Genomic DNA, 22,843 nt, shown 5'->3' on the forward strand with positions numbered 1-22,843 from the left:
TGCTTCTTCGTATCTGTCTAGCCAATCAAAAAACTCCTATCCTATGGAATATTGTGATACTGGTTCATATAATCACTGCTATCCATATCATAATACACGATCTGGTCAGCATTTGCATAGACCATGCCCATCTCATTGATGGCAACCGTCTTGATGTCGCCTAAATTGGTCGCACTGGCGATGCGGCTCTCGGTCGCACTGTTGGATGCCTTGAGATCAGAAATATTCTGCTCCAAAGCCGAAATATTATCCATATGTGTCGTGATGCTGTTGGTCAGATTGATATAGCCTACAAAAAGGCCCACCAATGCAACTGCCACGGATACGATATACATAGAATAGACACGTTTGCGGCGCATAGCTGCCTGTGCCTTGCGTCTTGCCTGTCTTCTCTTTCTTTCTCTTTCTTCACGGATCTCACGCTCTCTGGTATGGCGATCCGGAAGCGGCTGTTCTACCTGTCGTACGGTATTGCCGTCTGTATAATAATAAGTCTTTACCTCAGTCATAGTCCTCTCCTTTTTCAAACTCCCAACTATCTGCTGCTTGTCCCTCTTTCAAATACACGTAATTTTGCGCTTCGTGATCTGGTATTTTCTTCCAGTTCCTTTTCGGATGGAAGGATCGGTTTTCTTGTGATCACACGTCCTTTGGACTTCTTTCCACATACACATACCGGAAAATCTTTCGGGCAGGTACATGGATCCTGATTTTTCTTAAACGTATTCTTTACGATGCGGTCTTCCAAAGAATGAAAGGTGATGATACAGATCCTGCCATCCTCTGCTAAAAGATCGATAAATGCATCCAGATTCTGCTCCAGCACATCCAATTCCCGATTGAGTTCAATACGGATCGCTTGATACGTGCGCTTTGCCGGATGTCCGCCGGTAACCTGTAATTTTTTCGGGATCGACCGTTCAATGATCTGATTTAACTGTCCTGCTCTTGTGATCCGCTCTTTTTGACGTTCTTTTACGATATTCTTGGCAATGTTCTTTGCAAATCGATCTTCTCCATAGTCTCTGATGATGCGATAAAGGTCTTCCTCGGAATAGTCATTGACGATATCCGCTGCTGTCATCGGATTGTCCTGATCCATGCGCATATCCAAAGGTGCATCCTCGACCATGTAGGAAAATCCTCTCTCCGGTGTGTCTAACTGAAAAGAAGATACGCCAAGATCTAAAAGAATACCGTCTACCTTATCAATGCCAAGTTCGTGGACTCTCTCAACCATGGCTTCATAATTGCTGTGTACCAAAGTCACACGGTCTGCAAATGGTCTTAGTCTCTCGCCTGCGGCTTCCAGCGCATCATAGTCCTGATCGATACCGATCAGGCGTCCTGTCGTCAGCCGTTTGGCGATCTCATAAGAATGTCCGCCACCGCCGAGTGTCCCGTCTACATAGATGCCGTCTTCTTTGATATGTAATTGTTCGATTGTCTCCGGTAAGAGTACCGAATAATGCTTAAAGTCCATCTATGTTCCACTCCTAAATACTCAGTCCCAACTCAGCCATATGCTCTACGATCTCGTCCATGTCATCATAAGAACTTGCATCCGCATAACGATCCTTGTCCCAGATCTCGATCTTGGTCAGAACACCTACTAAGACAACATCCTTTTCCAGTCCTGCAAATTCACGAAGTACCGACGGAATCAGAATACGTCCCTGCTTGTCCACCTCACACATGGCAGCACCCGCAAAGAAGAAACGCATAAATTTACGTGCGTCTTTTGTTGTCAGATTGACTTCGCGGAACTTCTCCTCGATGCGTTTCCATTCTTCCTGGGAATATACGTACAGACAGCCGTCCACGCCTTTTGTCACAACGAACTGATCGCCCAACTGTTCACGAAACTTTGCCGGAACAATAAGTCTGCCCTTGGCATCTACGTTATGACTATATTCTCCCATGAACATAACTGCTGTACCTCCTTTCCCCTAGCATCTTATCCACGAAATTATCCACTTATCCACCACTTCATGACACTATATACCACTTCGCACCACTTTTATGATTATTTTATGGTATTAAAGGGCAAAAAGCAAGCCCGAAAACCTTGTAAAATCAAGGCTTTCGGGCTTGTGGTAGATGGTGGTGGCAAATCCCACTACTATTTCTTGTGTCCTTTTATTTTTAAGCACAAGTTCTTGTGGTTTTGTCCCTTTTTATACGTTTTTCTTCCAGTGTATAAAAATTTTTACAATATTTAATTATAATTTTTGTGCATTATTTTGTTTGGACTTGTGCAGACCGAGGGCAAAAAGGATCAGGGCAATCGCCATCAGAACCAGTGCCAGTGCCTGTGATACCGGAAATCCGGTGACCCACATCTTCAACTGGTCGGTACGCAGTCCTTCGATCCAGAAGCGTCCCAAGCCGTAAAAGAAGAGATAAAAGTAGAAAAACTCTCCGTGAAACTTCTTGTGTTTTGTCATTGCCAGTATAAAGATCAAAAGTGCCAGATTCCAGAGGGATTCATACAGGAAGGTCGGATGTACCTGTACATAGGTCACGCCGTCTGCCACTCTCGCGTGTGCCAGCATCTCCTGCGTGATGTCATCCATGGACCGTACAGCATTTAATGGCAGTTCCATGGCAAAGAGTCCATCCGTGTATTGTCCGAAGGCTTCCCGGTTGAAGAAGTTGCCCCAGCGTCCCAAGATCTGTCCGACCAGAAGTCCCGGTGCCGCCAGATCTGCGAACTGTAGGAATGGGATCTTTTTGATCCGGCACATGATATAGGCTGTCAGGACCCCGGCAAGCACACCGCCGTAAATGGCAAGGCCGCCCTGTCTGATATTAAAGACCGACAGCAGATTATCCTTATAATAATCCCAGGCAAACACCACATAGTAGATCCTCGCCCCGATCACGGCAAAAATAATGGTAAAAATGCAGATATCCAGACATTGATCCGGGTCCAGTCCGTCTTTTTTTGCCCGATGCAAGATCAGTGATACGCCCAGCAGCATGCCAAGTGCAATGATCATGCCATAGTAAGCGATCGTGATGCCAAAGACGTTTATGTTCTTTCCTACATGTTCCAGATAGATATGTAGGTTTGGAAAATTGATATCCATATTCATTTTAAAAATCCGCCTTTCCTTTTCCTATTTCCATACTCTAGCACATTTTATGCCATAGAAAAAGACCCGCAAAAAAACTTGCGGATCTTTTTCATCTTTTTTCTTATTTCATGGCAAAACTTGCACACATGGTCTGTCCGACACCTGTACTGTCAGCAATATCCACACTTCCCGCCTCACACTTGCCAGAGGCATTGTAATGGCAGTTCTTGGCATCGCAGGTGATCTCTGTCACACCGTCCGGCTCTCCGGCTCTGTTGCAGGCGCATCCGTCTTTGCCCACTTCATAGTTACCGCAATATGTCTCATCACTCTTCTTTGCGCTTGTACCTTCCACAGTGATACCTGCTCTGGCACACATCTTGTCCGCATTGTAACGGCACTCTGTCGCTCTACAATCTAATTGTGTCATACAAAAACTCCTTTCTCGCCATAGGGCGAATGCAAAATAGCAGCCTGCCTTATGCAAGCTACTATAATATTATGTCCTCTTAAATTTCTCCTATGCGACCAGGAAGATTGTATTTTAAAAAGCGCAATTTTAAATGATGAGCATGGCATCGCCAAAACTAAAGAAGCGATATCGTTCCTTTACTGCCTCCTCATAGGCTGCCATGACATGTTTCCTGCCGGCAAGGGCAGAAACCAGCATGACAAGCGTGGATTCCGGCAGATGGAAATTCGTGATCAGTCCATCGATGACCTTGAACTGATATCCCGGATAGATGAAGATATCCGTCCAGCCGCTCTTGGCATGTAAGGTGCCGTCCGCTTCTGCCGCCGCCTCCAGTGTTCTCGTGCTGGTCGTCCCAACAGAAATGATACGTCCGCCGTTTTTTCTGGTCGTATTGATCAGGTCTGCCGCTTCTTCCGAGATCTGGAAAAATTCGGAATGCATATGGTGGTCTAAGACATCATCCACCTTGACCGGGCGGAAGGTGCCAAGTCCCACATGCAGAGTGACCTCCGCAATGGATACACCCATGTCACGGATCTCCTGTAAGAGTTCTTTTGTAAAATGCAGACCTGCGGTCGGTGCTGCCGCAGATCCGTCATATTTGGCATAGACCGTCTGATAGCGGTTCTTATCCTTGAGTTCGTGTGTGATATAAGGCGGCAGGGGCATCTGTCCCAACTGGTCCAGGATCTCCTCAAAGATTCCTTCATAGGAGAAACGGATCAGGCGGTTGCCTCATCCACAATATCGATGACCTGGCCCTTTAAAAGTCCACCGCCAAAGGTCAGGCGTGTGCCGATCCTTGCCTTTTTGCCCGGTTTTACCAGTGTCTCCCAGACATCATCGCTTTTCCGCTTCAAAAGCAGGATCTCAACCTTGCCTCCGGTCTCTTCGCGCTCGCCATACAAACGCGCCGGTATGACCCTGGTGTTGTTGATGACCAGACAATCGCCCGGTCTTAAATATTCCTTGATATCATAGAAATGGCGATGCGTCACATCGCCACTTTTTTTATCAAGGATCATAAGTCTCGAATTTGATCTTTTTTCCAGAGGATCCTGTGCGATCAGTTCCTCCGGAAGATCATAATAAAAGTCTTTTACATCCATTTTCTTTTTCCTTAATTACTTTCTCAACTGAATACCCATGGCTTCCAGTGCCTTTAAAATGCGGTTCATGGCAGCCGTGATATCTTCTTCCTCCAGGTTCTTATCTTTTGCTCTGAAGATCAAAGAATATGCAACAGACTTATGCCCCTTTAAGATCTGGTTGCCCTCGTAGATATCAAAGAGTTCGTAAGACTCCAGGTAATTGCCGCCCTTGGTCTCAAAGACTTCCTCGATCTGTCCGACCAGGATCTCCTTCGGAACCACCATACTGATGTCTCTTGTTGCAGCCGGGAACTTGGCAATGCCTTCGTACTTCTTGTCAAAGGATACAAATTCCATCACTGCCGGCATATCGACAACAGCGATATAGGTGCGCTCTTTCATACCGTAGTTTGCACATACCTTCGGGTGTACCTCACCTAAATATCCAATGACCTTATCCTGATAAAGGACATTTGCCTGACGACCCGGATGTAAGAAGTTCTTACCGGATGCCGGATCATAGGTCAGTTTTGCATCCATGCCAAGTTGTGAAGTGATCTCCTCAATGACCCCCTTCATGGTAAAGAAATCACCCTCTCCATACATACCAAGTGTCAACTGCATTCTTTCTTCCGGCAGTTCAGTAAGTGGCAACTGCTTTGGCAGATAGATATTTCCCATTTCAAACAAGCGCACGTCCTTATTACGACGGTTTGCATTGATTGCCAAAGATGTCATCATACCATTCAAAGGAAGGGTACGCATGATGCTGAAGTCCTCTCCCAAAGGATTGGAGATCACGATCGCCTGACGCAGTACATCATCCTTGTCCAGAAGGAGTTTGTCAAATACCTTTGGACTTTCAAAGGAGTAGGTCATGCCCTGTGAGAAACCACAGAACTGTGCAACATTGCGCACGATCTTTTCTACCTTTAACTTTTCAGAAAGACGACCGGTGGTTGCCTCTCCGCTTGGCAGTGAAGTCGGGATCCTGTCATAGCCATAGAAACGGGCAACTTCTTCTGCAAGGTCAGCATAACTTTCCAGATCCTGTCTCCATGACGGCACCAATACCTCATTGGTCTTTTCGTCATAACCTAAGTCCAGACGTTTGAAGTATTCCAGCATGTCTTCCGGTGAAATATCGGTTCCCAGCATATGGTTGTATTTATCCGGTTCAAACGGCAAACGTCTGCCTTCCATCTTCTTGGTATAAATATCGATGGCACCGCCAACGACCTGACCTGCGCCCAATTCTTCTACCAACTGGCAGGCACGATCCATAGCATCCATGGCATTGTTTGGATCCAGTCCCTTTTCAAACTTGCCGGATGCGTCGGTACGCAGTCCCACACGCTTGGAAGAAAGACGGATATTGGTTCCGTCAAAGCATGCTGCCTCAAATAACATGGTCGAAACATTGTCTGTAATCATGGAATTTTCACCACCCATGATACCGGCAATGCCAATGGCTTTCTTGCCGTCACAGATCATCAGTACATTTTCATCTACATTTCTTTCCTGTCCGTCCAAAGTCACGAAAGTCTCACCTGCATTGGCACGGCGAACCCGGATCTCATGCCCTTCGATCGTATCCATATCATAGGCATGCATTGGCTGACCGTACTCTTCCATCACATAGTTGGTGATATCGACAATATTGTTGATCGGACGGATGCCCTGTGCGCGCAGGCGTTTCTGCATCCATTCCGGTGAAGGAGCGATCTTGATATTCTTTACCACTCTTGCCGTATAACGTGGGCAGAGATCTGTCGCCTCTACAGACACCTTGATATAATCGTTGACATCCTCGTCATTTCCTGTCTTTGTAACAACCTGTGGTACAAATTCTTTTTTAAAGGTTGCTGCTGCTTCTCTTGCAATGCCAAGAACAGCAAAGCAGTCTACACGGTTGGATGTGATCTCATATTCTACAACGGCATCATCCAGTCCCAATACCTTGACAGCATCGGCTCCCACCTGGGTATCCTCCGGGAAAATATAAATGCCGTATTCCGGTGCATCCGGGAACATATTGCGGTCTGAACCCAGTTCTTCGATCGAACACATCATACCGTTTGATTCTACGCCACGCAATTTGCCCTTCTTGATCTTGATGCCGCCCTCGGTCTTTTCACCGTCATGACCGCCGGCAACACGTCCGCCATCTAAGACAACCGGCACCTTTGCACCTTCATATACATTTGGTGCACCGGTCACGATCTGGATGGTCTCGCTTCCTACATTGACCTGACAGATGACTAGTTTGTCTGCATCCGGGTGCTTTTCGATCTTTTCGATCTGTCCGACTACGATCTTTTCCAGATCCTTGTCCATACATTCATAAAATTCTACTTTGGAGCCTGACAAAGTCATAGCATCCATAAATTCCTGAGGCGTTGCTTCCAGCCCTGGTACTAAATCTTTAATCCAATTTAATGATGTTCTCATGCTATTTCTTCCTCCTACTCCTAGAACTGCTTCAAGAAACGATCGTCGTTCTCATACAAGAGTCTCATGTCGTCAATTTCGTACTTCAAAAGTGTGATTCGCTCCAAGCCAAGTCCGAAAGCAAATCCCTGATATTCATTCGGATCGATACCGCTCATCTTGAGTACCTTTGGATGTACCATGCCACAGCCTAAGATCTCGATCCAGCCCTCGCCCTTACAGAAACGACAGCCCTTGCCGCCGCACTTAAAGCAGGAAACGTCCATCTCTGCACTCGGCTCGGTAAATGGGAAATGATGCGGACGGAACTTAACCTTGGTGTCCGCGCCAAACAACTGCTTAACGAACTCCTGCAAAGTTCCCTTTAAGTCTGCAAAAGTAATGTTTTTATCGATAACCATCCCCTCGATCTGATGGAAGGATGGAGAATGGGTCGCATCTACTTCATCGGAACGAAAAACTCTTCCCGGTGCGATCATACGGATCGGCAGTTTGCCCTTTTCCATGACGCGCACCTGTACCGGTGAGGTCTGGGTACGAAGCAAAATGTCCTTATTGATATAGAAGGTATCCTGTTCATCCTTGGCAGGGTGATTTGCCGGGATATTCAAGGCTTCAAAGTTGTAGTAATCATATTCTACTTCCGGTCCTTCTACGACTTCATAGCCCATACCAACGAAAATATCTTCTACTTCCTGCAATACATTGGTGTTTGGATGTAAATGTCCGATCTTTGCCTTCTTTGCCGGAAGGGTCACATCGATGACTTCGGATTTGAGACGGTGATCTAACTCTGCCTCTTCCATGCGCTCTTTTGCCTCAGCGAGTTTCTCCTCGATGGCACTTCTGGTCTCATTTACCAATTGTCCTACTGCCGGTCTGTCTTCCGGCTTCACATCTTTCATGGACTTTAATACAGCGGTCAGTTCACCCTTTTTTCCAAGCACTGCCACACGCACATCGTTAAGTGCAGACATTTCTTCTGCTGCATCAATCTGTTCCATGGCTCTTTTTGTGATTTCCTGTAACTTATCTTTCATTTCTATCTCCTTTTCTTTATTTTCTCTTCAAAAAGTCCTTTTAGCACGAAGTGCCTTTTGTGATAGGGAATGTATCAGATTTCTATGACACAAAAAAGCGGAGGCTTCATCCCGATAGGGACGAAATCACTCCGCGTTACCACCCTGATTCCAGATTTCTCTGACACTCATATGCTTAACGTGCACTATCCGTCGCGACTTACTTCTTTCAGTCACGCAGCTCCTGCGGGAAATTCACCTGCCACCTTACCTTAGACGGGCTTTCAGCCGATGACCCATCCTCTCTGAAAAAAGTATGACATGCTACTGTGCGCATTCAAAGCCTTTAACATCTGACATTCTAGCATAGCCTGAAAAAAACATCAAGATTTATTTCTCAAGCGAAAGGCTTTCCATTTATCCTGTATTTTTCCCATCTGCTTGCGCATAAATCTCCCCAGCACCTCGGCGAAGAAGACATTTGCCTCCGCGCACATAAACATGATATACATACACGAATACAGCCAGAACATCATGAGCACGATCGTCGACATACTGCCATAAATAGAAAAACGATCGTAAAAATTCACATATAAAGATAGAAAAATCGAAAATACATACCAGATTGCTGCACAAAGAAGTGCGCCCGGGATCTGCGTATAAGCCTTGATCTTCTTATTTGGCAGGGTCGTAAAGAGCCATACAAAAAGTCCGGTCAGTATGGCAAAGACTACCAGCCCTCGGATCAGCGGGCGGACACTGACAATGGCTACCAGTATGCCCCAGACACCAAACGCCTGATCTTAAAGGCTCTGGATATATTCCGTAAATACCATGAGGATCAGCACGATGATAATGGCAAAAATAAATACGATCGTATAGACAATCGCCCAGAAACGAACGACAAACCAATTTCTGGTCTCATCAATGCCATTTAAGACATTCATGCCTGCTGTCATATATTGCAGGGCCTTTCCTGCCGCCCACAGGGCAACGATCGCCGTGAGGGATATGATTCCGACCGGCCGGGAATATACTTCATTTAAGATCGGCTGCAAGAGCGGTTCGATATATTTTGGCATGGCTTTACAGAGCAGGTCCGTGACATATTCCTGTGAAATATTGGTGTACTGTAACAAGGAAGTAAACACCATCAAAAAAGGAATTGCCGACATAATGATAAAAAATGCCGCCTGTGCCGCGAAAGCACCGATATTATCTCTTTTACATTTATCCAGATATGTCTTTACATATCCGATGACCATCCATATCATAATCTGTCCTCTATCTTTAATATACCTGCTGCAAGGCGGTTCCCTGATAAAAATATCCCAGGATATCCGTATAAGCATAACCGGCTGCCGCCAAGGCTTTGGCTGCATTCTGGCTCATGCCAACACCATGTCCGAAACCACCGCCATAGACCAGAAACTTCCCGTCCCCCTGCTTTTCGATGGAGATCGCCGCACTCGGAAGTGTGCTGACGCTGTCTAACCTTTCCTGATCCTGCAAGATGACATAGCCACATAGATCACCTAAGATCTGCCGGATATGTAACTGGTCCTCTATCTCTACCTTTCCCTCAGAAAAAGAAATGCTGATGTACATGGCTGCCCCGCCGGGATTGCGTTTTTCTACCGTGATATTCTTGATCTGCCCCAATGCCTTATCATCTGTCAAAGAAGTGTCTGTGATCTTCTTTTTCATCTTCCTGTCGCAGGAAATACTATCGTCCGTGGCAAGGTAATTCTGCAAATGTGCCCGCAGTCCGGAAAGATCATCCCCTGTAAGACTTGCCTGCCAGCGGAAATAACGCTCGTTTGCCTCATAGGCATGCTCGTCCCCACTGCGCAGATAAGTATCAAAATCCTGTCCGCTTTCCTGTAAGCCGATATAGCCGGTATGAAAGATGCTGCTATCCATATTACCAAAAAGCGTGCCGTCCTGCATATAGCCACAGGATGTCGAATAATACAGGGCATCGACCACAGTTCCATCCTTCATAAGGATCTGCCCTGCGGTAGAACGGATCGCCTCATTGGTCTCCGCAGATTCCGTTCCCTGATTATACACCTGAAAAGAGACGGTGTCATCCATATTTCCTTTGACATCGGGATAGGCATAAGAATTGCTGTGCCCATAAGCATAGGTTCTTGCACACACCACCTGTGCCTTTAATGCCTCTGCCCCATAGGTCCTTGGCATCTCGCTTGGCACGACGCGCTTTAAATAATATTCCATGGGAATCTGGTTGACCAGCACAAGTCCATTCGCCTGTCCCCAGATCTCCAGCGTCCCCTCATATCCATTGGAGGTCACGCCGTCCTCATTGACCAGATACCACTGGCTGCCCTCTGCGCCTGTGACCGTGATCGTCTCCCCGGCGCTGATCTGGTCTGCGCTCATGCTATAGGTCGTCCCTGCCGCCAGATCGCTGGTCTGCCCTGCCCGGTTGATGGTCAGATTGCTGTCTCCGTAAAGGCTGATAGAGCCCCGGTATATATCTTTGTCCCGATCCATAAGTACAATGCGAAGATCCGAAGAATAAGGCATTGCCTCCGGCGTATCCGGGACCTCCTCTTGTATCTTATCCTCTTCCTTGGTTGTCTGTCTCGCTATAAAATCCTGTAAAATACGCATTTTTCCTTGGGTATAAAGAATCAATAAGATCAAAAAGACACACAAAAGGGTCAGAAAAATAACCATGCGATAGTCTTTTGGCTTTCGTAATGTATAACGCGTCCGTTTTTTCAATTCTTTCCTCCCTCCCAGGAATTTTTATTACACAAGAAAGGAAGTCACCGGACGGCAACTTCCTTGTCTTATGTGTTTTATCTTTTTAAGTATCCCCAAAATGCCGGGCCTGATATTTTGACTCCTAGCAATGCTAGGTGGGTAACCGCAATCTGACTTCTGCCTTCCACTGCAAACGGAGGCCTGACATCCATCAGACAATATAAGAATCCCTTTTAAAGTAAATGTAGGTTCAAAACAACAGGTTGAATCGCACATTTCAGGTTAAAAAAATCTATTGCTATTATATGATATCTTCAAATAAATTACCATAGTAAATTATGGTTTTTTTCATATCTTGCTTTTACACGGTAACTCATGATAATATAAATAGTATATACGCAAAAGGAGGTAACCATTGTGACAAATCAATCATTTAGCGAAATTACTCCTCAGTTAGTGCATTTATCAGAATTATCCAAGAAATCTTCTTACATCGACCCGGAATTATACACCAAATACGATGTAAAAAGAGGTCTTCGTGATTTAAATGGTAAAGGTGTCTTGGTCGGGATCACCGAGATTTCCGAGGTCAATTCCACCAAGATCGTGGATGGCAAATCCGTTCCTTGCGACGGTGAGTTATATTACCGCGGATACAATGTGCAGGATCTGATCGCAGAACTGCCGGATGACTGCTTCTTTGGTTTCGAGGAATGCACCTATCTGCTCCTCTTTGGCAAATTACCAAACAAACAGGAACTGGGCGAATTCTGTGAATTGTTGAGCAATTATCGTTCCCTGCCACAGAACTTTGTCCGTGATGTCATCATGAAAAAGCCAAGCAAAGACATGATGAACGCATTAGCACGTGGAGTTCTGACCTTATATTCTTATGATGAAGTACCGGACGACACATCCGAAGCCAATGTCCTGCGTCAGTGCTTACAACTGATCAGTATGTTCCCGCTTCTGTCCGTTTACAGTTACCAGACCTACCGCCACTACTACAATGGCGAAAGTCTGATTATCCATCCGCCAAAGAAAGAATATTCTACCGCAGAAAACATCCTGCATTGTCTGCGTGATGACAGTAAGTTCACACCACTCGAGGCAAAACTTTTAGATGTTGCCCTGATCCTGCATATGGAACACGGCGGTGGTAACAACTCCACCTTTACGACACATCTGGTTTCCTCCTCCGGCACGGATACCTACTCTGCCATCGCTGCTGCGATCGGTTCTTTGAAGGGGCCAAAACACGGCGGTGCCAACATCAAGGTTGTCAAGATGTTTGCAGATATGAAAGAACAGGTCAAAGACTGGACCAATGAAGAAGAAGTCGGCAATTATCTGCGTGACCTTCTGGATAAAAAAGCCTTCGACAAGGCAGGTCTTATTTATGGTATGGGTCATGCCGTTTATTCTCTGTCTGACCCGAGAGCCGTTACCTTCCATTCTTTCGTAGAACGTCTGTCTGAGGAAAAGGGCTATGAAAAAGAATTTGCCCTCTACTCTTTGGTAGAGCGCTTAGCACCGGAGATCATTGCCGAGAAGCGCAAGATCTACAAGGGTGTCAGCCCAAACGTCGATTTTTACAGTGGTTTTGTATATCAGATGCTTGGTCTTCCACTGGAACTCTATACACCGATCTTCGCCATCGCGCGTATCGCCGGATGGAGCGCACATCGTATGGAAGAAGTATGTCACAAGGGCAAGATCATGCGTCCTGCCTACATGACCGTATGTCCGCACAAAGAAGTAACTCCTATGGACGAAAGAGAATAGATGCAAAAAAGACAGAAGGGACATCCCTTCTGTCTTTTCTATTTTTCCACGATTTCAAAGGCAAACCAGAAATCTGCCCCCATCCCGGGCTTTGACTCTACACCATAGGTTGCTCCGTGCAATTCCAAGATCTTTTGCACAATGGAAAGTCCCAGACCTGTGCCTGACACCAGACGTTTTCTCGCCTTATCTCCCTTATAATAGCGATCCCACACATAGGGAATATCCTGCGCCGCAATCCCCTCGCCGCTGTCGATCACATCCACGCGTACATGGTGTTCGTGCAGGCTTTGCCGCACGATGATCTTTTTATCGGCTCCGGTATAATTGATGGCATTGCCTATCAGATTGCAAAGTACTTGGGTGATCTTGTCTGCATCTCCCATGATATAGACTTCTCCATCTGCAACAAATTCCATGACATAACCATCCTGCTCCTTTAATTTGCCATAACGCAGCATGACCTGTCGCATCAGGTCGGTCAGATCAAACTGCATACTGCCCATATATTCGATCTGTGTTTCTCCGCCGGATGCCTGTGCCTGGGCATACAGTTCTTTGAAGGTATCCTGCGGCAGGGTATTCATAGTTCCCCGCGGATTGTACTGTGCACTGTAAAGCGTAGCACCGTCTGCATCTGTGACCAAAAGTGATACGCCATTATCCAGCGCCAGTGTCTCCAAAGCCTCCGACAGATCGTCACTATCCTCCGCACTTACCAGAATTGACTTCCAGTCCCTCATAGGTATAGATATCCATTTTTTATTCCGTCGTTTTCTGCCGGCTCATGACCACCTTGGCGCATCATCAACTCTTTTGGAGAAAAAGGCTTTACCACATAGTCATCCACGCCACACTCAAAGCCATGGATCCGGTCATATTCCTCGCCCCTGGCAGAAAGCATGATCACCGGAATATCTTTTGTCTTTTTGATGGCGGCACAGGTAGAAAAACCGTCCAGTTCCGGCATTCATCACATCCATGATCAAAAGGTCGTAGTCCTGCTTCTGGCACTTTTCTACGACTTCCATACCATTGGCAGCCTCATCGATCTCATAACCTTCAAATTCACCATACTTGCGGATGATCAGACGGATCTTCTCCTCGTCATCTACTACAAGAATTCTGCTACTCAAAAGAATTTCTCCTTTCCCTTGCGAAGTTGCATGGAAAACCATACCCATGCGACGATAAAGACCACGATCATGATGACATTGACGATCTGTCCCAGATTCAAGAACATATCATTGCACACGCCCTCGATGCCAAAGATAGCAGACACAAGCCCAAAGATGATCGCCCGCGGGAAAAGAAAGGCAATAAAGCCCGGCTGATCTTTACATTTGGTCATCTCCTCTACCGGCACAAATAAATTCGGCACCATGCCATCCTTTTTCATCTTTATCGTAGAAAAGATAATATAAGATCCCATAATCGTGATGATCACATCAAAAATAACCATCATATCTGCATTTGTCATTTTACACCTCTCTCATTTATTTGTAATCATTATAACGGTAAGATTTTTTTCTTTCAATAAAAGTCTAAGGTTTTACACAATTTGTTTGAATAATTATGTCATTTGATGTAGTATTATAAGTATATTTAGATAAGTTAGGAAGAAATAATTGCAAGGAGTTATAGATATGGATTTATCGAACAAAAGCATACTGATCTGCGACGACTCAATATTAGCCAGGAAAAACCTAAAGGATGCCATCAGCGAATACGCATCCGGGGCTACCTATTATGATGCTGTCAACGGCGAGCAGGCCGTTGAGCAGTTCAAAAAATATCATCCGGACATGGTATTTCTTGACATTGTCATGCCGCTCAAAGACGGCATCGCTGCGACCAAGGAGATCATCGCTGCAGATCCTGACGCAACGATCATCATTGTCTCCTCTGTCGGCACACAGATGCAGTTAAAGAAGGCGATCGAAGCCGGAGCAAAAGATTTCATTCAGAAGCCGATCAGTCAGCCACAGGTTGATCGATTGATTGAGGTACACTTAGGGGGAAAATAAAGTATGTATTCACAGTTTTTTGGCTCTTATCTGCTCAGACGCGATGCCATTACGCCTGAACAGTTGACACACGCGATCTCACAGTTGTCTGCCGCGCACATCAAGTTAGGTACCCTTGCCATGCACAAGGGCTATATGGTTGCCTCCGAAGTGGACGAAGTATGCTTTCTGCAGACCAGAGAAGACCGCAGATTTGGCGAGATTGCCATAGAGCGCGGTTATCTTACCGAAGACCAGGTACGCGAACTTTTAAAGACACAGATTCCGGACTTTATCCTCTTTGGACAATGTCTGGTCGATGATGGTGCCATTTCCTATGAGGAACTGCAAACGCTGGTCTTGGACTATGAAGCCGAAAATGAGATGTATGACATCGATCTGAATATCGAAAGCAAAGAAAAGATCACCCAGTTGATCGAACGTTTCTTTTTGGTGGCAGAGGTTCCGATCACGGAATACAGCATCATGTATATGGAACTCATGTTCAATAATCTGGTGCGTTTTATCGGGGATGACTTCACTCCTCTCACACCGATTCCTTGTGATGAGTTCCCGGTCAACTACTGCGTATCCCAGCGTATCCACGGCAAGGTAAACTGCATTTCCCGTGTGGACATGGAAGAAGATGTTGCTATTGCTTTCGCATCGCGCTATGCCAAGACAACTTTTACCGAGTTTGACGAATATGTGCAGGCATCTATTGAGGACTTTATCAATCTGCACAACGGACTCTTTATGGTCAATATGTCTAATGAACACTCCATCGAGTTATCCTTGGATCCACCTTCCGTAGATACCACAGAAGCACTGTCGCTTTCTTCTACGACTTTCATTCTGCCGGTCATCTATCCGTTTGGTGCTATTCATTTGATCATCAGTTTATATGCTTAGTATGAAAATCCATATTTTAAAAAGAGGGCTTCCGCTTGGGAAACCCTCTTTTTTGTATCTTGTATATTTTTTATTTCAGGAAATCTCTTACTACCTGTGGCATCTGATCCACGGCACAAATGGTCTTGTGACGTACCGGAGCACTGCGGATCTCTTCTACGGCTCTTGGCACCTCGACACGGGAGATCTCGCTCAACTTATCGATCAATGCGAAATCATCTTCCTTTGCATAGGAAGCATCAATGGCAGTCATGACGCTCTTGGCAAACTTGAAAGGACTTGCGGTAGAAGCGATGACCGTCGGTGTCTCATCCCCTGTCTCTGCCTTATATTTGCCGTAAACACCGGCAGCAACCGCGGTATGAGTATCGATCACATAGCCTGTCTTTTCATAGAGATCATGAATGGTCTGTCCGGTCTCTTCCTCGCTGCTGTAATTGCCATAGAAATCCTGCAAAGCCTGACGCATCTGTGGCGTGATCTCATAGCGTCCTTCTGTCGTAAGGCTCTGCATCAATGCTGCATTTGCCTTTGCGTCCTCACCTGCAATGCGATAGATCAGGCGCTCCAAGTTGCTGGAGATCAGAATATCCATAGACGGTGAGTTGGTAAGGATAAATTCTCGGTTCTTGTCATAGACACCGGTACGGAAGAAATCAAATAATACTTTATTTTCATTGGATGCACAGATCAGTTTTGCGATCGGCAACCCCATATTTTTTGCATAAAATGCGGCTAAGATATTTCCAAAATTTCCTGTCGGCACAACCACATTGATCGATTCTCCCGCCTTGATCTTGTCGTTGGCAAGCAGACGGCTGTATGCATAGACATAATATACGATCTGCGGTACCAGACGTCCGATATTGATGGAATTGGCAGATGAGAACTGATAGCCTGCTGCGTCCAGTTCCTTTTTCAGATCTTCGTCAGCAAACATCTTTTTCACACCGGTCTGTGCCTGATCGAAATTGCCGTCGATCCCAACAACCAGTGTGTTGTCCCCTGTCTGGGTCACCATCTGCTGCTTTTGGATCGGGCTGACACCGTCCTTTGGATAAAAGACAATGATCTTGGTGCCCTCTACGCCTGCAAATCCGGCAAGGGCAGCCTTTCCGGTATCTCCGCTGGTCGCAGTAAGAATGACAATATCATTTTTGATCTGGTTCTTTCTGGCTGATGTGATCATCAAATGCGGCAGGATAGATAATGCCATATCTTTAAAGGCAATGGTAGATCCATGGAACAGTTCCAGATAGTAAGCGCCGTCTGCATATACCAAAGGTGCGATCTCCTCGGTGTCAAACTTGGCATCATAAGCGCGGTTGATACAGTTTTCCAACTCTTCCTTGGTAAAATCTGTCAAAAAGAGTTTCATGACTTCATAGGCTGTCTGCTGATAAGTCATCTTGCTCATGTCTTCCAAACTCACATCCAATTTTGGAATAAAGGTTGGGACAAACAACCCGCCACCATTTGCCAATCCTTTTAAGATCGCCTGTGATGCGCTCACCACTTCAGATGCATCTCTTGTGCTTACATACTGTAATTCCATTTTCTTACCTCTTCCTTTTTCTTCACTCACTTCGTTTGTAACTTTGACACGTCACTACGCTGATTTCCATTATACGTTATACCCAAAAGCCGTGTCAACGTAGGATTTCTCAAATCCAGACCCTTATGCTATAATAAATGCCATATAAATAATGAAAGGAAGGAATTTATGTCAACCGGCGTATATCAAACCTCAAAAAAAGATGGCTCTCTTTATTATCGTGCCAGCCTGACTTATCATGCCAAGCATATCAGCCTTGGTTCTTCTTCTGATGCTGCCATCGCCCACGCCATCTATCGGGAAGCCATGGACATCTTATCCAGCCCTGCGATCACGCCGGAAAACTACACTTCCCGCATCCGCCACCTGTCTTTTGAAAAAGCCATCAGCCTTTTGAATTTCCGGGATCACGGCATGTATATCAAAACACCGATCTACCTGCAAAAGGGATTTTTTTCCTATTATCTGGAGGCAGATTATGATCTCAAATTTGACAATGACGATCTTTTCTACTATTCCAGCCATAAGATCATGCGGCGCGGCAATCACCTCTTTGTCAATGACTATGGCATGCAATACAATATCGCCCAACGCTATGGCATCAAGAATTACGGTGTAGCCGGACGGGATTATGTCTTTGTCAACGGGGATCCGACCGATTACCGCTATGCCAATATCCGCATCATCAACGCCTATCACGGCATCACCCAGACCGAGAAAAAGGGCAAACGCCTCTTTGTTGCCAGGCTCCACCTCAATGGTGATGTCATCATTGGAAAATATACAACGGAGATCAAGGCTGCCATCGCCTACAACAAGGCGGTCGACTACGCCAGAGATCACGGCATCCAGAAAAATTTTATCCAGAACTATATCGCAGACCTGTCTGCCCGGGAATATGCCGATATTTATTCGGCACTAAAACTCTCCCAGACTTATCTGGATTATATCGATTCCTTTGTCCTATAACTTGACCCGATCTGTCAAACAGACCGGGTCTTTTCACATTCTTTTATTTCTGATTGATATAATTGACAAGTCCTTCGCAGTCAATGATCTTTTGCATAAATGGCGGGAACGCCTGCCCCTGATAGGTCTTATTGGTCGTCTTATTGGTGATCAGACCACTGTCAAAATCAACATATACCTCGTCTCCATCCGAAATATCTTTTGCCGCCTCCGGGCACTCTACGATCGGAAGTCCGATATTGATGGCATTGCGGTAAAAAATTCTCGCAAAGGTCTCTGCGATCACACAAGATACGCCGGCTGCCTTGATCGCGATCGGTGCATGTTCTCTGGATGATCCGCATCCAAAATTCTTGGTTGCCACAATGATGTCTCCCGGCGTTACCTTTTTTACAAAATCTGCATCGATATCTTCCATACAGTGTGTTGCCAGTTCCTTTGGATCTGATGAATTCAGATATCTCGCCGGAATAATAACATCGGTATCTACATTATCGCCAAACTTAAATACTTTTCCTTCTGCTGCTTTCATATTCTCACCTCTTATACGTTTTCCGGTCCGCTGATCTTACCTGTCAAAGCACTTGCTGCTGCCACTGCCGGGCTTGCCAGATATACTTCGGAATCTACATGTCCCATACGTCCGACAAAGTTTCGGTTAGTTGTCGAAACGCATCGTTCGCCTGCTGCCAAAATTCCCATATAACCGCCCAGACACGGACCACAGGTCGGTGTACTAACAATGGCACCAGCCTCAATAAAGGTACGGATGAAACCTGCTTCCATGGCATCCAGATAGATCTGCTGGGTTGCCGGGATCACGATAACACGTAAGCCCTTCTTGACTTTCTTGCCCTTTAAGATCTCTGCCGCTGTCTTTAAGTCCTCAAATCTGCCGTTGGTGCAAGAGCCGATCACAACCTGATCGATCTTGATATCGCCGACCTCGTCAATGGTCTTTGTATTTTCCGGTAAATGTGGAAATGCGATCGTTGACTTTAAGGTTGAAAGATCGATCGTATATTCTTCATCATAAACAGCGTCCGCATCTGCCTCATATACCTTGTAATCTCTCTTGGAATGTTCTGCCATATACTGCTTAGCCAGATCGTCAACCGGGAAGATACCGTTCTTTCCACCGGCTTCGATGGCCATATTTGCAATGGTAAAACGATCATCCATGGATAAGTATTGGATGCCTTCGCCGACAAATTCCATGGACTTGTAAAGTGCGCCATCCACACCGATCATACCGATGATGTGCAAGATCACGTCTTTACCGCTGATGTATTTATTCGGCTTGCCAACCAGATTGAACTTGATAGCGGACGGTACTTTGAACCATGCCTTACCGGTTGCCATGCCTGCTGCCATATCCGTACTTCCCACGCCGGTAGAAAATGCTCCGAGCGCACCGTAGGTACAGGTGTGTGAGTCTGCTCCGATGATGACATCACCGGCTACGGTCAAACCTTTTTCCGGCAAAAGGGCATGTTCGATTCCCATCTCTCCCACATCAAAATAATTGGTGATCTCATTTCTGCACGCAAACTCACGGACGCATTTGCAATGCTCTGCGGATTTGATGTCCTTATTTGGTACAAAGTGATCCATGACAAGTGCAATCTTGTCCTTGTGGAAAACGCCGTCTACCTTCATTTTTTCAATCTCATGAATGGCTACCGGTGAAGTGATATCATTGCCCAGTACCAGATCCAGATCTGCCTCGATCAACTGTCCTGCCACTACGGAATCCAATCCGGCATGTGCCGCAAGAATTTTCTGTGTCATTGTCATTCCCATGACATGTTCCTCCTTTTTCTCCTGATCTATACTTATGTGCTTCTTATGTCTGATTTTCCTGCCTGTGACACCGGATACGTTTGCAGCCATACCCCATATCTCAGGCAGTTTTCTTTTGTTCAATATTGATTTTACCATGAAAGTATATATAATAGAAATACATATTAAATATATTTACTATAACTATAGGTTATATATCATCAGAAAGGAAATACCATGAACAATCCACTGTCTGCTTATCACATTTTTTATGAAGTTGCCAAAGCCGGAAGTTTTTCCAAGGCAACCAACCAATTATATATCAGCCAGCCTGCCATCAGCAAATCCATCCAGAAGTTGGAAGACGCTCTCCATACCCGCCTCTTTTTGCGCAATTCCAAGGGTGTTCGGCTGACACCGGAAGGGCAACTCCTCTTTCAGCATTTAGATACCGCCTTCTCGGCAATCACAAGTGCAGAGACCAAGTTGGAGACACTGACCCGGACCGATGGCGGCACCCTGCATATCGGGGTCAGCACGACCCTCTGCAAATATCTCCTGCTTCCCTACCTGGCCGCCTTTATCCGGGAACACCCACAGATCAATATCCGCATCCGCTGTCAGTCCTCCAATGAGACCCTCAAGATGTTAGCCGATGATGCCATTGACATCGGGCTTGTCGGCATGCCGGAGCATAAGACTGGCTTCATCTATGAAAATTTAGTGGAGATCGAGGACATCTTTGTGGCGACTTCCACCTATATGTCGCATCTTCCGCAGGATATGACTTCCACGCGGGAGATCTTGGAAGCATCCACCCTTATGCTCCTTGATAAAAATAATATGACCCGTCAGTACATTGACGATTACCTCGCCAAGAACCAGATCCAGACCAAGGACTATATCGAGATCTCCAATATGGATCTTTTGATCGAGTTTGCCAAGATCGGTGTCGGTGTTGCCTGTGTCATCAAAAACTTTGTGCAGGAGGAACTGGCAGACGGACAGTTGCAGCAGATTCCGCTTGACATCCCCATCCATAAGCGCGATGTCGGCTTTGCCTACAAAAAGACGCATCTGCAAAACGATGCGTTGTCCTGCTTTCTTGATTTTTGCCGTGGCTAGGCAATGCGACAGCAAACTTCGCGGGAGCAGATGGCTGGCAGGGGGGCAGGGGATGGGCTGGCGCAGTATGCGGGCGGCAAACTGCACCAGCCATCCCCTGCCCCTGCCAGCCATCTGCTCCTCTATATCTGATAACACATCGCCCTATCCCCAAGACGAAAAAAAGACAGTGCGACGAGCGCACTGTCTTTTATGTACAGTCGACTTAGTTGTTGACCAACTTGTCTTCTTCGTTATTCCAGCTGTAAAGTTTACGGATCTCCTCGCCAACCTTCTCTGAAGGATGCTCAGAAGCCAACTTTCTCATAGCCTTGAAGTGAACCTGACGACCTGCAGGTGACATATCCAGTAAGAACTCCTTAGCGAAAGAACCATCCTGAATGTCAGAAAGGATCTGCTTCATAGCCTTCTTGGTGTCTTCTGTAACGATCTTAGGTCCTGTGATGTAATCACCATACTCTGCTGTGTTAGAGATAGAATATCTCATGCCTGCGAAACCTGACTGATAAATCAGATCTACGATCAACTTCATCTCATGAATACACTCGAAGTATGCATTTCTTGGATCATAACCTGCTTCGCAAAGTGTCTCAAAACCAGCCTGCATAAGTGCACAAACACCACCGCAAAGAACTGCCTGCTCACCAAAGAGGTCTGTCTCTGTCTCTGTTCTGAGGTTGTCTCCAAAAGACCTGCTCTTGCGCCGCCGATGGCAAGACCATAAGCAAGTGCCATGTCAAGAGCCTTTCCTGTGTAATCCTGCTCTACAGCAACCAGACAAGGAGTACCCTTTCCTGCCTGATACTCAGAACGAACGGTATGACCCGGAGCCTTAGGCGCGATCATGGTAACATCTACATTCTTTGGTGGCTTGATGCATCCGAAGTGAATGTTGAAACCATGAGCAAACATAAGCATGTTGCCTTCTTCCAAGTTTGGCTCAATGTCTTTCTTATACATATCCGCCTGTAACTCATCATTGATCAAGATCATAATGATATCTGCTCTCTTTGCAGCTTCTGCTGCTGTATATACTTCAAATCCCTGCTTTTCAGCCTTTGCCCAAGACTTAGAGCCTTCGTACAAACCGATGATCACGTTGCATCCTGACTCCTTTGCATTCAATGCATGGGCATGGCCCTGGCTACCATAGCCGATGACTGCAATCGTCTTACCATCTAACAATGATAAATTACAGTCTTCCTGATAAAAAATTCTTGCTTCCTGTGACATCTTTTTTCCTCCTTTAATATCAATCAATTATAACAACATCCTTAGTACCTCTGGTCAGACCGGTAAGACCTGTCCTTGCCAATTCCAAAATCTCATAATCAGCTAACATATCCAAGAATGATTGTAACTTGTCCTGATGGCCGGTAACCTCAATGACCATGGAATCATGGGTCACATCCACTACCTTGCCGTGAAAAATGTCCGTAATGGTGAGTACCGACTGGCGATCCTCAGCCTTAGCGGAGATCTTGACGATCATGAGTTCTCTCGTAACGGATGAGCCCGGCTCTAAGATCTTGACATCTACCACATCCTCTAATTTAGCAAGCTGCTTCTCGATCTGCTCTAAGATCAATTCGTCACCGCTTGCCACGATGGTAATTCTGGTAAATCTCGGATCTGCTGTCACTCCGGCAGAAAAACTGTCGATATTGTAGCCTCTACGGCTAAAAAGCCCGGATACATGGCTCAAAAGCCCCGGTGTATTTTCTACCAAAATGGACATTACCTGACTTCTCATACGAAAAAACCTCTCCTCTGTCATTTGCAGACAGACACTTGTCCGTCTCGCGCTTAAAAATTATTCTAGCACAACACTTCGTTTTGTCAACGAAATTCTATGAT

22 protein-coding genes, 1 other RNA gene, 3 pseudogenes and 1 other annotated feature are annotated in these 22,843 nt (G+C 45.9%); of the genes and pseudogenes, 6 read left to right on the forward strand and 20 right to left on the reverse strand.

Translation table 11 applies throughout. The features are described from left to right. Positions 1-41 precede the first annotated feature (41 nt). The 11 genes and pseudogenes from DW996_RS09360 to ssrS form a co-directional block, all read right to left on the reverse strand. Positions 42-509, reverse strand: a complete 468-nt coding sequence (locus DW996_RS09360; protein ID WP_118535535.1) for a hypothetical protein — start codon at positions 507-509, stop codon at positions 42-44. A gap of 26 nt (positions 510-535) precedes the next feature. Then, a complete protein-coding gene (rsmH, locus tag DW996_RS09365) occupies positions 536-1,483 on the reverse strand; it encodes a 16S rRNA (cytosine(1402)-N(4))-methyltransferase RsmH (RefSeq protein ID WP_118281951.1) in 948 nt (315 codons plus the stop codon). Positions 1,484-1,496: 13 nt separating this feature from the next. Further along, positions 1,497-1,928 (reverse strand): division/cell wall cluster transcriptional repressor MraZ, encoded by a 432-nt coding sequence (mraZ, locus tag DW996_RS09370; protein WP_118281952.1) that lies wholly within the window; start codon positions 1,926-1,928, stop codon positions 1,497-1,499. Positions 1,929-2,222: 294 nt separating this feature from the next. Next, positions 2,223-3,098: a prolipoprotein diacylglyceryl transferase gene (lgt, locus tag DW996_RS09375; RefSeq protein ID WP_118535536.1), complete on the reverse strand. Its 876-nt coding sequence runs from the start codon at positions 3,096-3,098 to the stop codon at positions 2,223-2,225. Positions 3,099-3,201: 103 nt separating this feature from the next. Next, positions 3,202-3,510 carry a DUF1540 domain-containing protein gene (locus DW996_RS09380; RefSeq protein ID WP_118281954.1) on the reverse strand — a complete coding sequence of 103 codons (309 nt, stop codon included), beginning with the start codon at positions 3,508-3,510 and terminating at the stop codon, positions 3,202-3,204. 129 nt (positions 3,511-3,639) lie between these two features. Next, a pseudogene (gene queA, locus DW996_RS14875) lies at positions 3,640-4,664 on the reverse strand (tRNA preQ1(34) S-adenosylmethionine ribosyltransferase-isomerase QueA). Positions 4,665-4,679: 15 nt separating this feature from the next. Next, on the reverse strand, positions 4,680-7,097 hold the full coding sequence (gene pheT / locus DW996_RS09390; RefSeq protein ID WP_118535537.1) for a phenylalanine--tRNA ligase subunit beta: 2,418 nt from the start codon (positions 7,095-7,097) through the stop codon (positions 4,680-4,682). A 20-nt stretch (positions 7,098-7,117) separates the two neighbouring features. Then, complete coding sequence (pheS, locus tag DW996_RS09395; protein ID WP_118281957.1) at positions 7,118-8,137, reverse strand: phenylalanine--tRNA ligase subunit alpha; 1,020 nt, start codon at positions 8,135-8,137, stop codon at positions 7,118-7,120. Between the two features lie 113 nt (positions 8,138-8,250). Further along, positions 8,251-8,466, reverse strand: a binding site (T-box leader). Positions 8,467-8,499: 33 nt separating this feature from the next. Then, positions 8,500-9,498: pseudogene (locus DW996_RS09400) on the reverse strand (YihY/virulence factor BrkB family protein). Next, positions 9,407-10,870 (reverse strand): SpoIID/LytB domain-containing protein, encoded by a 1,464-nt coding sequence (locus DW996_RS09405; protein ID WP_118535538.1) that lies wholly within the window; start codon positions 10,868-10,870, stop codon positions 9,407-9,409. The pseudogene DW996_RS09400 and the gene DW996_RS09405 overlap by 92 nt, the downstream one beginning before the upstream one ends. An 88-nt stretch (positions 10,871-10,958) precedes the next feature. Continuing rightward, positions 10,959-11,139: non-coding RNA, 6S RNA (ssrS, locus tag DW996_RS09410), on the reverse strand. Between the two features lie 130 nt (positions 11,140-11,269). Between ssrS and DW996_RS09415 the strand changes: the two genes are divergently transcribed. After that, a complete protein-coding gene (locus DW996_RS09415; protein WP_118281960.1) occupies positions 11,270-12,637 on the forward strand; it encodes a citrate/2-methylcitrate synthase in 1,368 nt (455 codons plus the stop codon). Between the two features lie 38 nt (positions 12,638-12,675). Here the strand turns inward: DW996_RS09415 and DW996_RS09420 are convergent, their stop codons facing one another. From DW996_RS09420 to DW996_RS09430, 4 genes are read right to left on the reverse strand one after another with little or no spacing between them, the layout of a single operon-like run. Further along, positions 12,676-13,380: a sensor histidine kinase gene (locus DW996_RS09420; RefSeq protein ID WP_118535539.1), complete on the reverse strand. Its 705-nt coding sequence runs from the start codon at positions 13,378-13,380 to the stop codon at positions 12,676-12,678. Next, positions 13,377-13,607, reverse strand: a complete 231-nt coding sequence (locus tag DW996_RS14400) for a response regulator transcription factor (protein WP_330428894.1) — start codon at positions 13,605-13,607, stop codon at positions 13,377-13,379. Before DW996_RS14400 ends, DW996_RS09420 begins: the two co-directional genes overlap by 4 nt. Next, entirely contained in the window at positions 13,513-13,773 is a 261-nt protein-coding gene (locus DW996_RS09425) for a response regulator transcription factor (protein ID WP_330428895.1), read from the reverse strand. The genes DW996_RS14400 and DW996_RS09425 overlap by 95 nt, the downstream gene beginning before the upstream one ends. Further along, positions 13,770-14,117 (reverse strand): hypothetical protein, encoded by a 348-nt coding sequence (locus tag DW996_RS09430; protein ID WP_118281962.1) that lies wholly within the window; start codon positions 14,115-14,117, stop codon positions 13,770-13,772. The genes DW996_RS09425 and DW996_RS09430 overlap by 4 nt, the downstream gene beginning before the upstream one ends. 166 nt (positions 14,118-14,283) lie before the next feature. Between DW996_RS09430 and DW996_RS09435 the strand changes: the two genes are divergently transcribed. Both DW996_RS09435 and DW996_RS09440 read left to right on the forward strand, forming a co-directional pair. After that, positions 14,284-14,664, forward strand: a complete 381-nt coding sequence (locus DW996_RS09435; RefSeq protein WP_118281963.1) for a response regulator — start codon at positions 14,284-14,286, stop codon at positions 14,662-14,664. 3 nt (positions 14,665-14,667) lie between these two features. Next, positions 14,668-15,555: a chemotaxis protein CheX gene (locus DW996_RS09440; RefSeq protein ID WP_118535540.1), complete on the forward strand. Its 888-nt coding sequence runs from the start codon at positions 14,668-14,670 to the stop codon at positions 15,553-15,555. 70 nt (positions 15,556-15,625) lie between these two features. Here DW996_RS09440 and thrC read toward each other — a convergent pair whose 3' ends face one another. Further along, positions 15,626-17,110, reverse strand: coding sequence for a threonine synthase (thrC, locus tag DW996_RS09445; RefSeq protein WP_118535541.1), 1,485 nt, complete (start codon positions 17,108-17,110; stop codon positions 15,626-15,628). Between the two features lie 168 nt (positions 17,111-17,278). Between thrC and DW996_RS09450 the strand changes: the two genes are divergently transcribed. After that, a complete protein-coding gene (locus DW996_RS09450; RefSeq protein WP_118535542.1) occupies positions 17,279-18,079 on the forward strand; it encodes a hypothetical protein in 801 nt (266 codons plus the stop codon). A 43-nt stretch (positions 18,080-18,122) separates the two neighbouring features. On the opposite strand, the gene leuD is transcribed toward DW996_RS09450, so the two are convergent. After that, positions 18,123-18,611 carry a 3-isopropylmalate dehydratase small subunit gene (gene leuD / locus DW996_RS09455; RefSeq protein WP_118281967.1) on the reverse strand — a complete coding sequence of 163 codons (489 nt, stop codon included), beginning with the start codon at positions 18,609-18,611 and terminating at the stop codon, positions 18,123-18,125. 11 nt (positions 18,612-18,622) lie between these two features. Then, positions 18,623-19,882 carry a 3-isopropylmalate dehydratase large subunit gene (gene leuC, locus DW996_RS09460; RefSeq protein ID WP_118282105.1) on the reverse strand — a complete coding sequence of 420 codons (1,260 nt, stop codon included), beginning with the start codon at positions 19,880-19,882 and terminating at the stop codon, positions 18,623-18,625. A gap of 216 nt (positions 19,883-20,098) precedes the next feature. On the opposite strand from leuC, the gene DW996_RS09465 reads away from it, so the two are divergent. Both DW996_RS09465 and DW996_RS13635 read left to right on the forward strand, forming a co-directional pair. Then, complete coding sequence (locus DW996_RS09465; protein ID WP_118535543.1) at positions 20,099-20,986, forward strand: LysR family transcriptional regulator; 888 nt, start codon at positions 20,099-20,101, stop codon at positions 20,984-20,986. A gap of 3 nt (positions 20,987-20,989) precedes the next feature. Next, on the forward strand, positions 20,990-21,118 hold the full coding sequence (locus tag DW996_RS13635; RefSeq protein ID WP_279220159.1) for a hypothetical protein: 129 nt from the start codon (positions 20,990-20,992) through the stop codon (positions 21,116-21,118). A 73-nt stretch (positions 21,119-21,191) separates the two neighbouring features. On the opposite strand, the pseudogene ilvC reads toward DW996_RS13635, so the two are convergent. Further along, positions 21,192-22,219 (reverse strand): annotated as a pseudogene (gene ilvC / locus DW996_RS09470) (ketol-acid reductoisomerase). A 19-nt stretch (positions 22,220-22,238) separates the two neighbouring features. Continuing rightward, positions 22,239-22,739: an acetolactate synthase small subunit gene (gene ilvN, locus DW996_RS09475; RefSeq protein ID WP_118281970.1), complete on the reverse strand. Its 501-nt coding sequence runs from the start codon at positions 22,737-22,739 to the stop codon at positions 22,239-22,241. Between the last annotated feature and the right edge of the window lie 104 nt (positions 22,740-22,843).

It is taken from the genome of Roseburia sp. AM51-8 (assembly GCF_003478275.1).
In the GTDB taxonomy this organism is placed as follows: domain Bacteria; phylum Bacillota; class Clostridia; order Lachnospirales; family Lachnospiraceae; genus Pararoseburia; species Pararoseburia lenta.

What these genes read in the sequence shown, in the direction of transcription:
- leuD (WP_118281967.1), bottom strand. Translation starts at nt 18,611, where the DNA reads ATGAAAGCAGCAGAAGGAAAAGTATTTAAGTTTGGCGATAATGTAGAT.
- ilvN (WP_118281970.1), bottom strand. Translation starts at nt 22,739, where the DNA reads ATGAGAAGTCAGGTAATGTCCATTTTGGTAGAAAATACACCGGGGCTT.
- pheS (WP_118281957.1), bottom strand. Translation starts at nt 8,137, where the DNA reads ATGAAAGATAAGTTACAGGAAATCACAAAAAGAGCCATGGAACAGATT.
- pheT (WP_118535537.1), bottom strand. Translation starts at nt 7,097, where the DNA reads ATGAGAACATCATTAAATTGGATTAAAGATTTAGTACCAGGGCTGGAA.
- leuC (WP_118282105.1), bottom strand. Translation starts at nt 19,882, where the DNA reads ATGGGAATGACAATGACACAGAAAATTCTTGCGGCACATGCCGGATTG.
- DW996_RS09430 (WP_118281962.1), bottom strand. Translation starts at nt 14,117, where the DNA reads ATGACAAATGCAGATATGATGGTTATTTTTGATGTGATCATCACGATT.
- DW996_RS09360 (WP_118535535.1), bottom strand. Translation starts at nt 509, where the DNA reads ATGACTGAGGTAAAGACTTATTATTATACAGACGGCAATACCGTACGA.
- mraZ (WP_118281952.1), bottom strand. Translation starts at nt 1,928, where the DNA reads ATGTTCATGGGAGAATATAGTCATAACGTAGATGCCAAGGGCAGACTT.
- DW996_RS09435 (WP_118281963.1), top strand. Translation starts at nt 14,284, where the DNA reads ATGGATTTATCGAACAAAAGCATACTGATCTGCGACGACTCAATATTA.
- DW996_RS09440 (WP_118535540.1), top strand. Translation starts at nt 14,668, where the DNA reads ATGTATTCACAGTTTTTTGGCTCTTATCTGCTCAGACGCGATGCCATT.
- DW996_RS13635 (WP_279220159.1), top strand. Translation starts at nt 20,990, where the DNA reads ATGCGACAGCAAACTTCGCGGGAGCAGATGGCTGGCAGGGGGGCAGGG.
- DW996_RS09380 (WP_118281954.1), bottom strand. Translation starts at nt 3,510, where the DNA reads ATGACACAATTAGATTGTAGAGCGACAGAGTGCCGTTACAATGCGGAC.
- DW996_RS14400 (WP_330428894.1), bottom strand. Translation starts at nt 13,607, where the DNA reads ATGCCGGAACTGGACGGTTTTTCTACCTGTGCCGCCATCAAAAAGACA.
- thrC (WP_118535541.1), bottom strand. Translation starts at nt 17,110, where the DNA reads ATGGAATTACAGTATGTAAGCACAAGAGATGCATCTGAAGTGGTGAGC.
- DW996_RS09420 (WP_118535539.1), bottom strand. Translation starts at nt 13,380, where the DNA reads ATGAGGGACTGGAAGTCAATTCTGGTAAGTGCGGAGGATAGTGACGAT.
- rsmH (WP_118281951.1), bottom strand. Translation starts at nt 1,483, where the DNA reads ATGGACTTTAAGCATTATTCGGTACTCTTACCGGAGACAATCGAACAA.
- DW996_RS09450 (WP_118535542.1), top strand. Translation starts at nt 17,279, where the DNA reads ATGTCAACCGGCGTATATCAAACCTCAAAAAAAGATGGCTCTCTTTAT.
- DW996_RS09465 (WP_118535543.1), top strand. Translation starts at nt 20,099, where the DNA reads ATGAACAATCCACTGTCTGCTTATCACATTTTTTATGAAGTTGCCAAA.
- lgt (WP_118535536.1), bottom strand. Translation starts at nt 3,098, where the DNA reads ATGAATATGGATATCAATTTTCCAAACCTACATATCTATCTGGAACAT.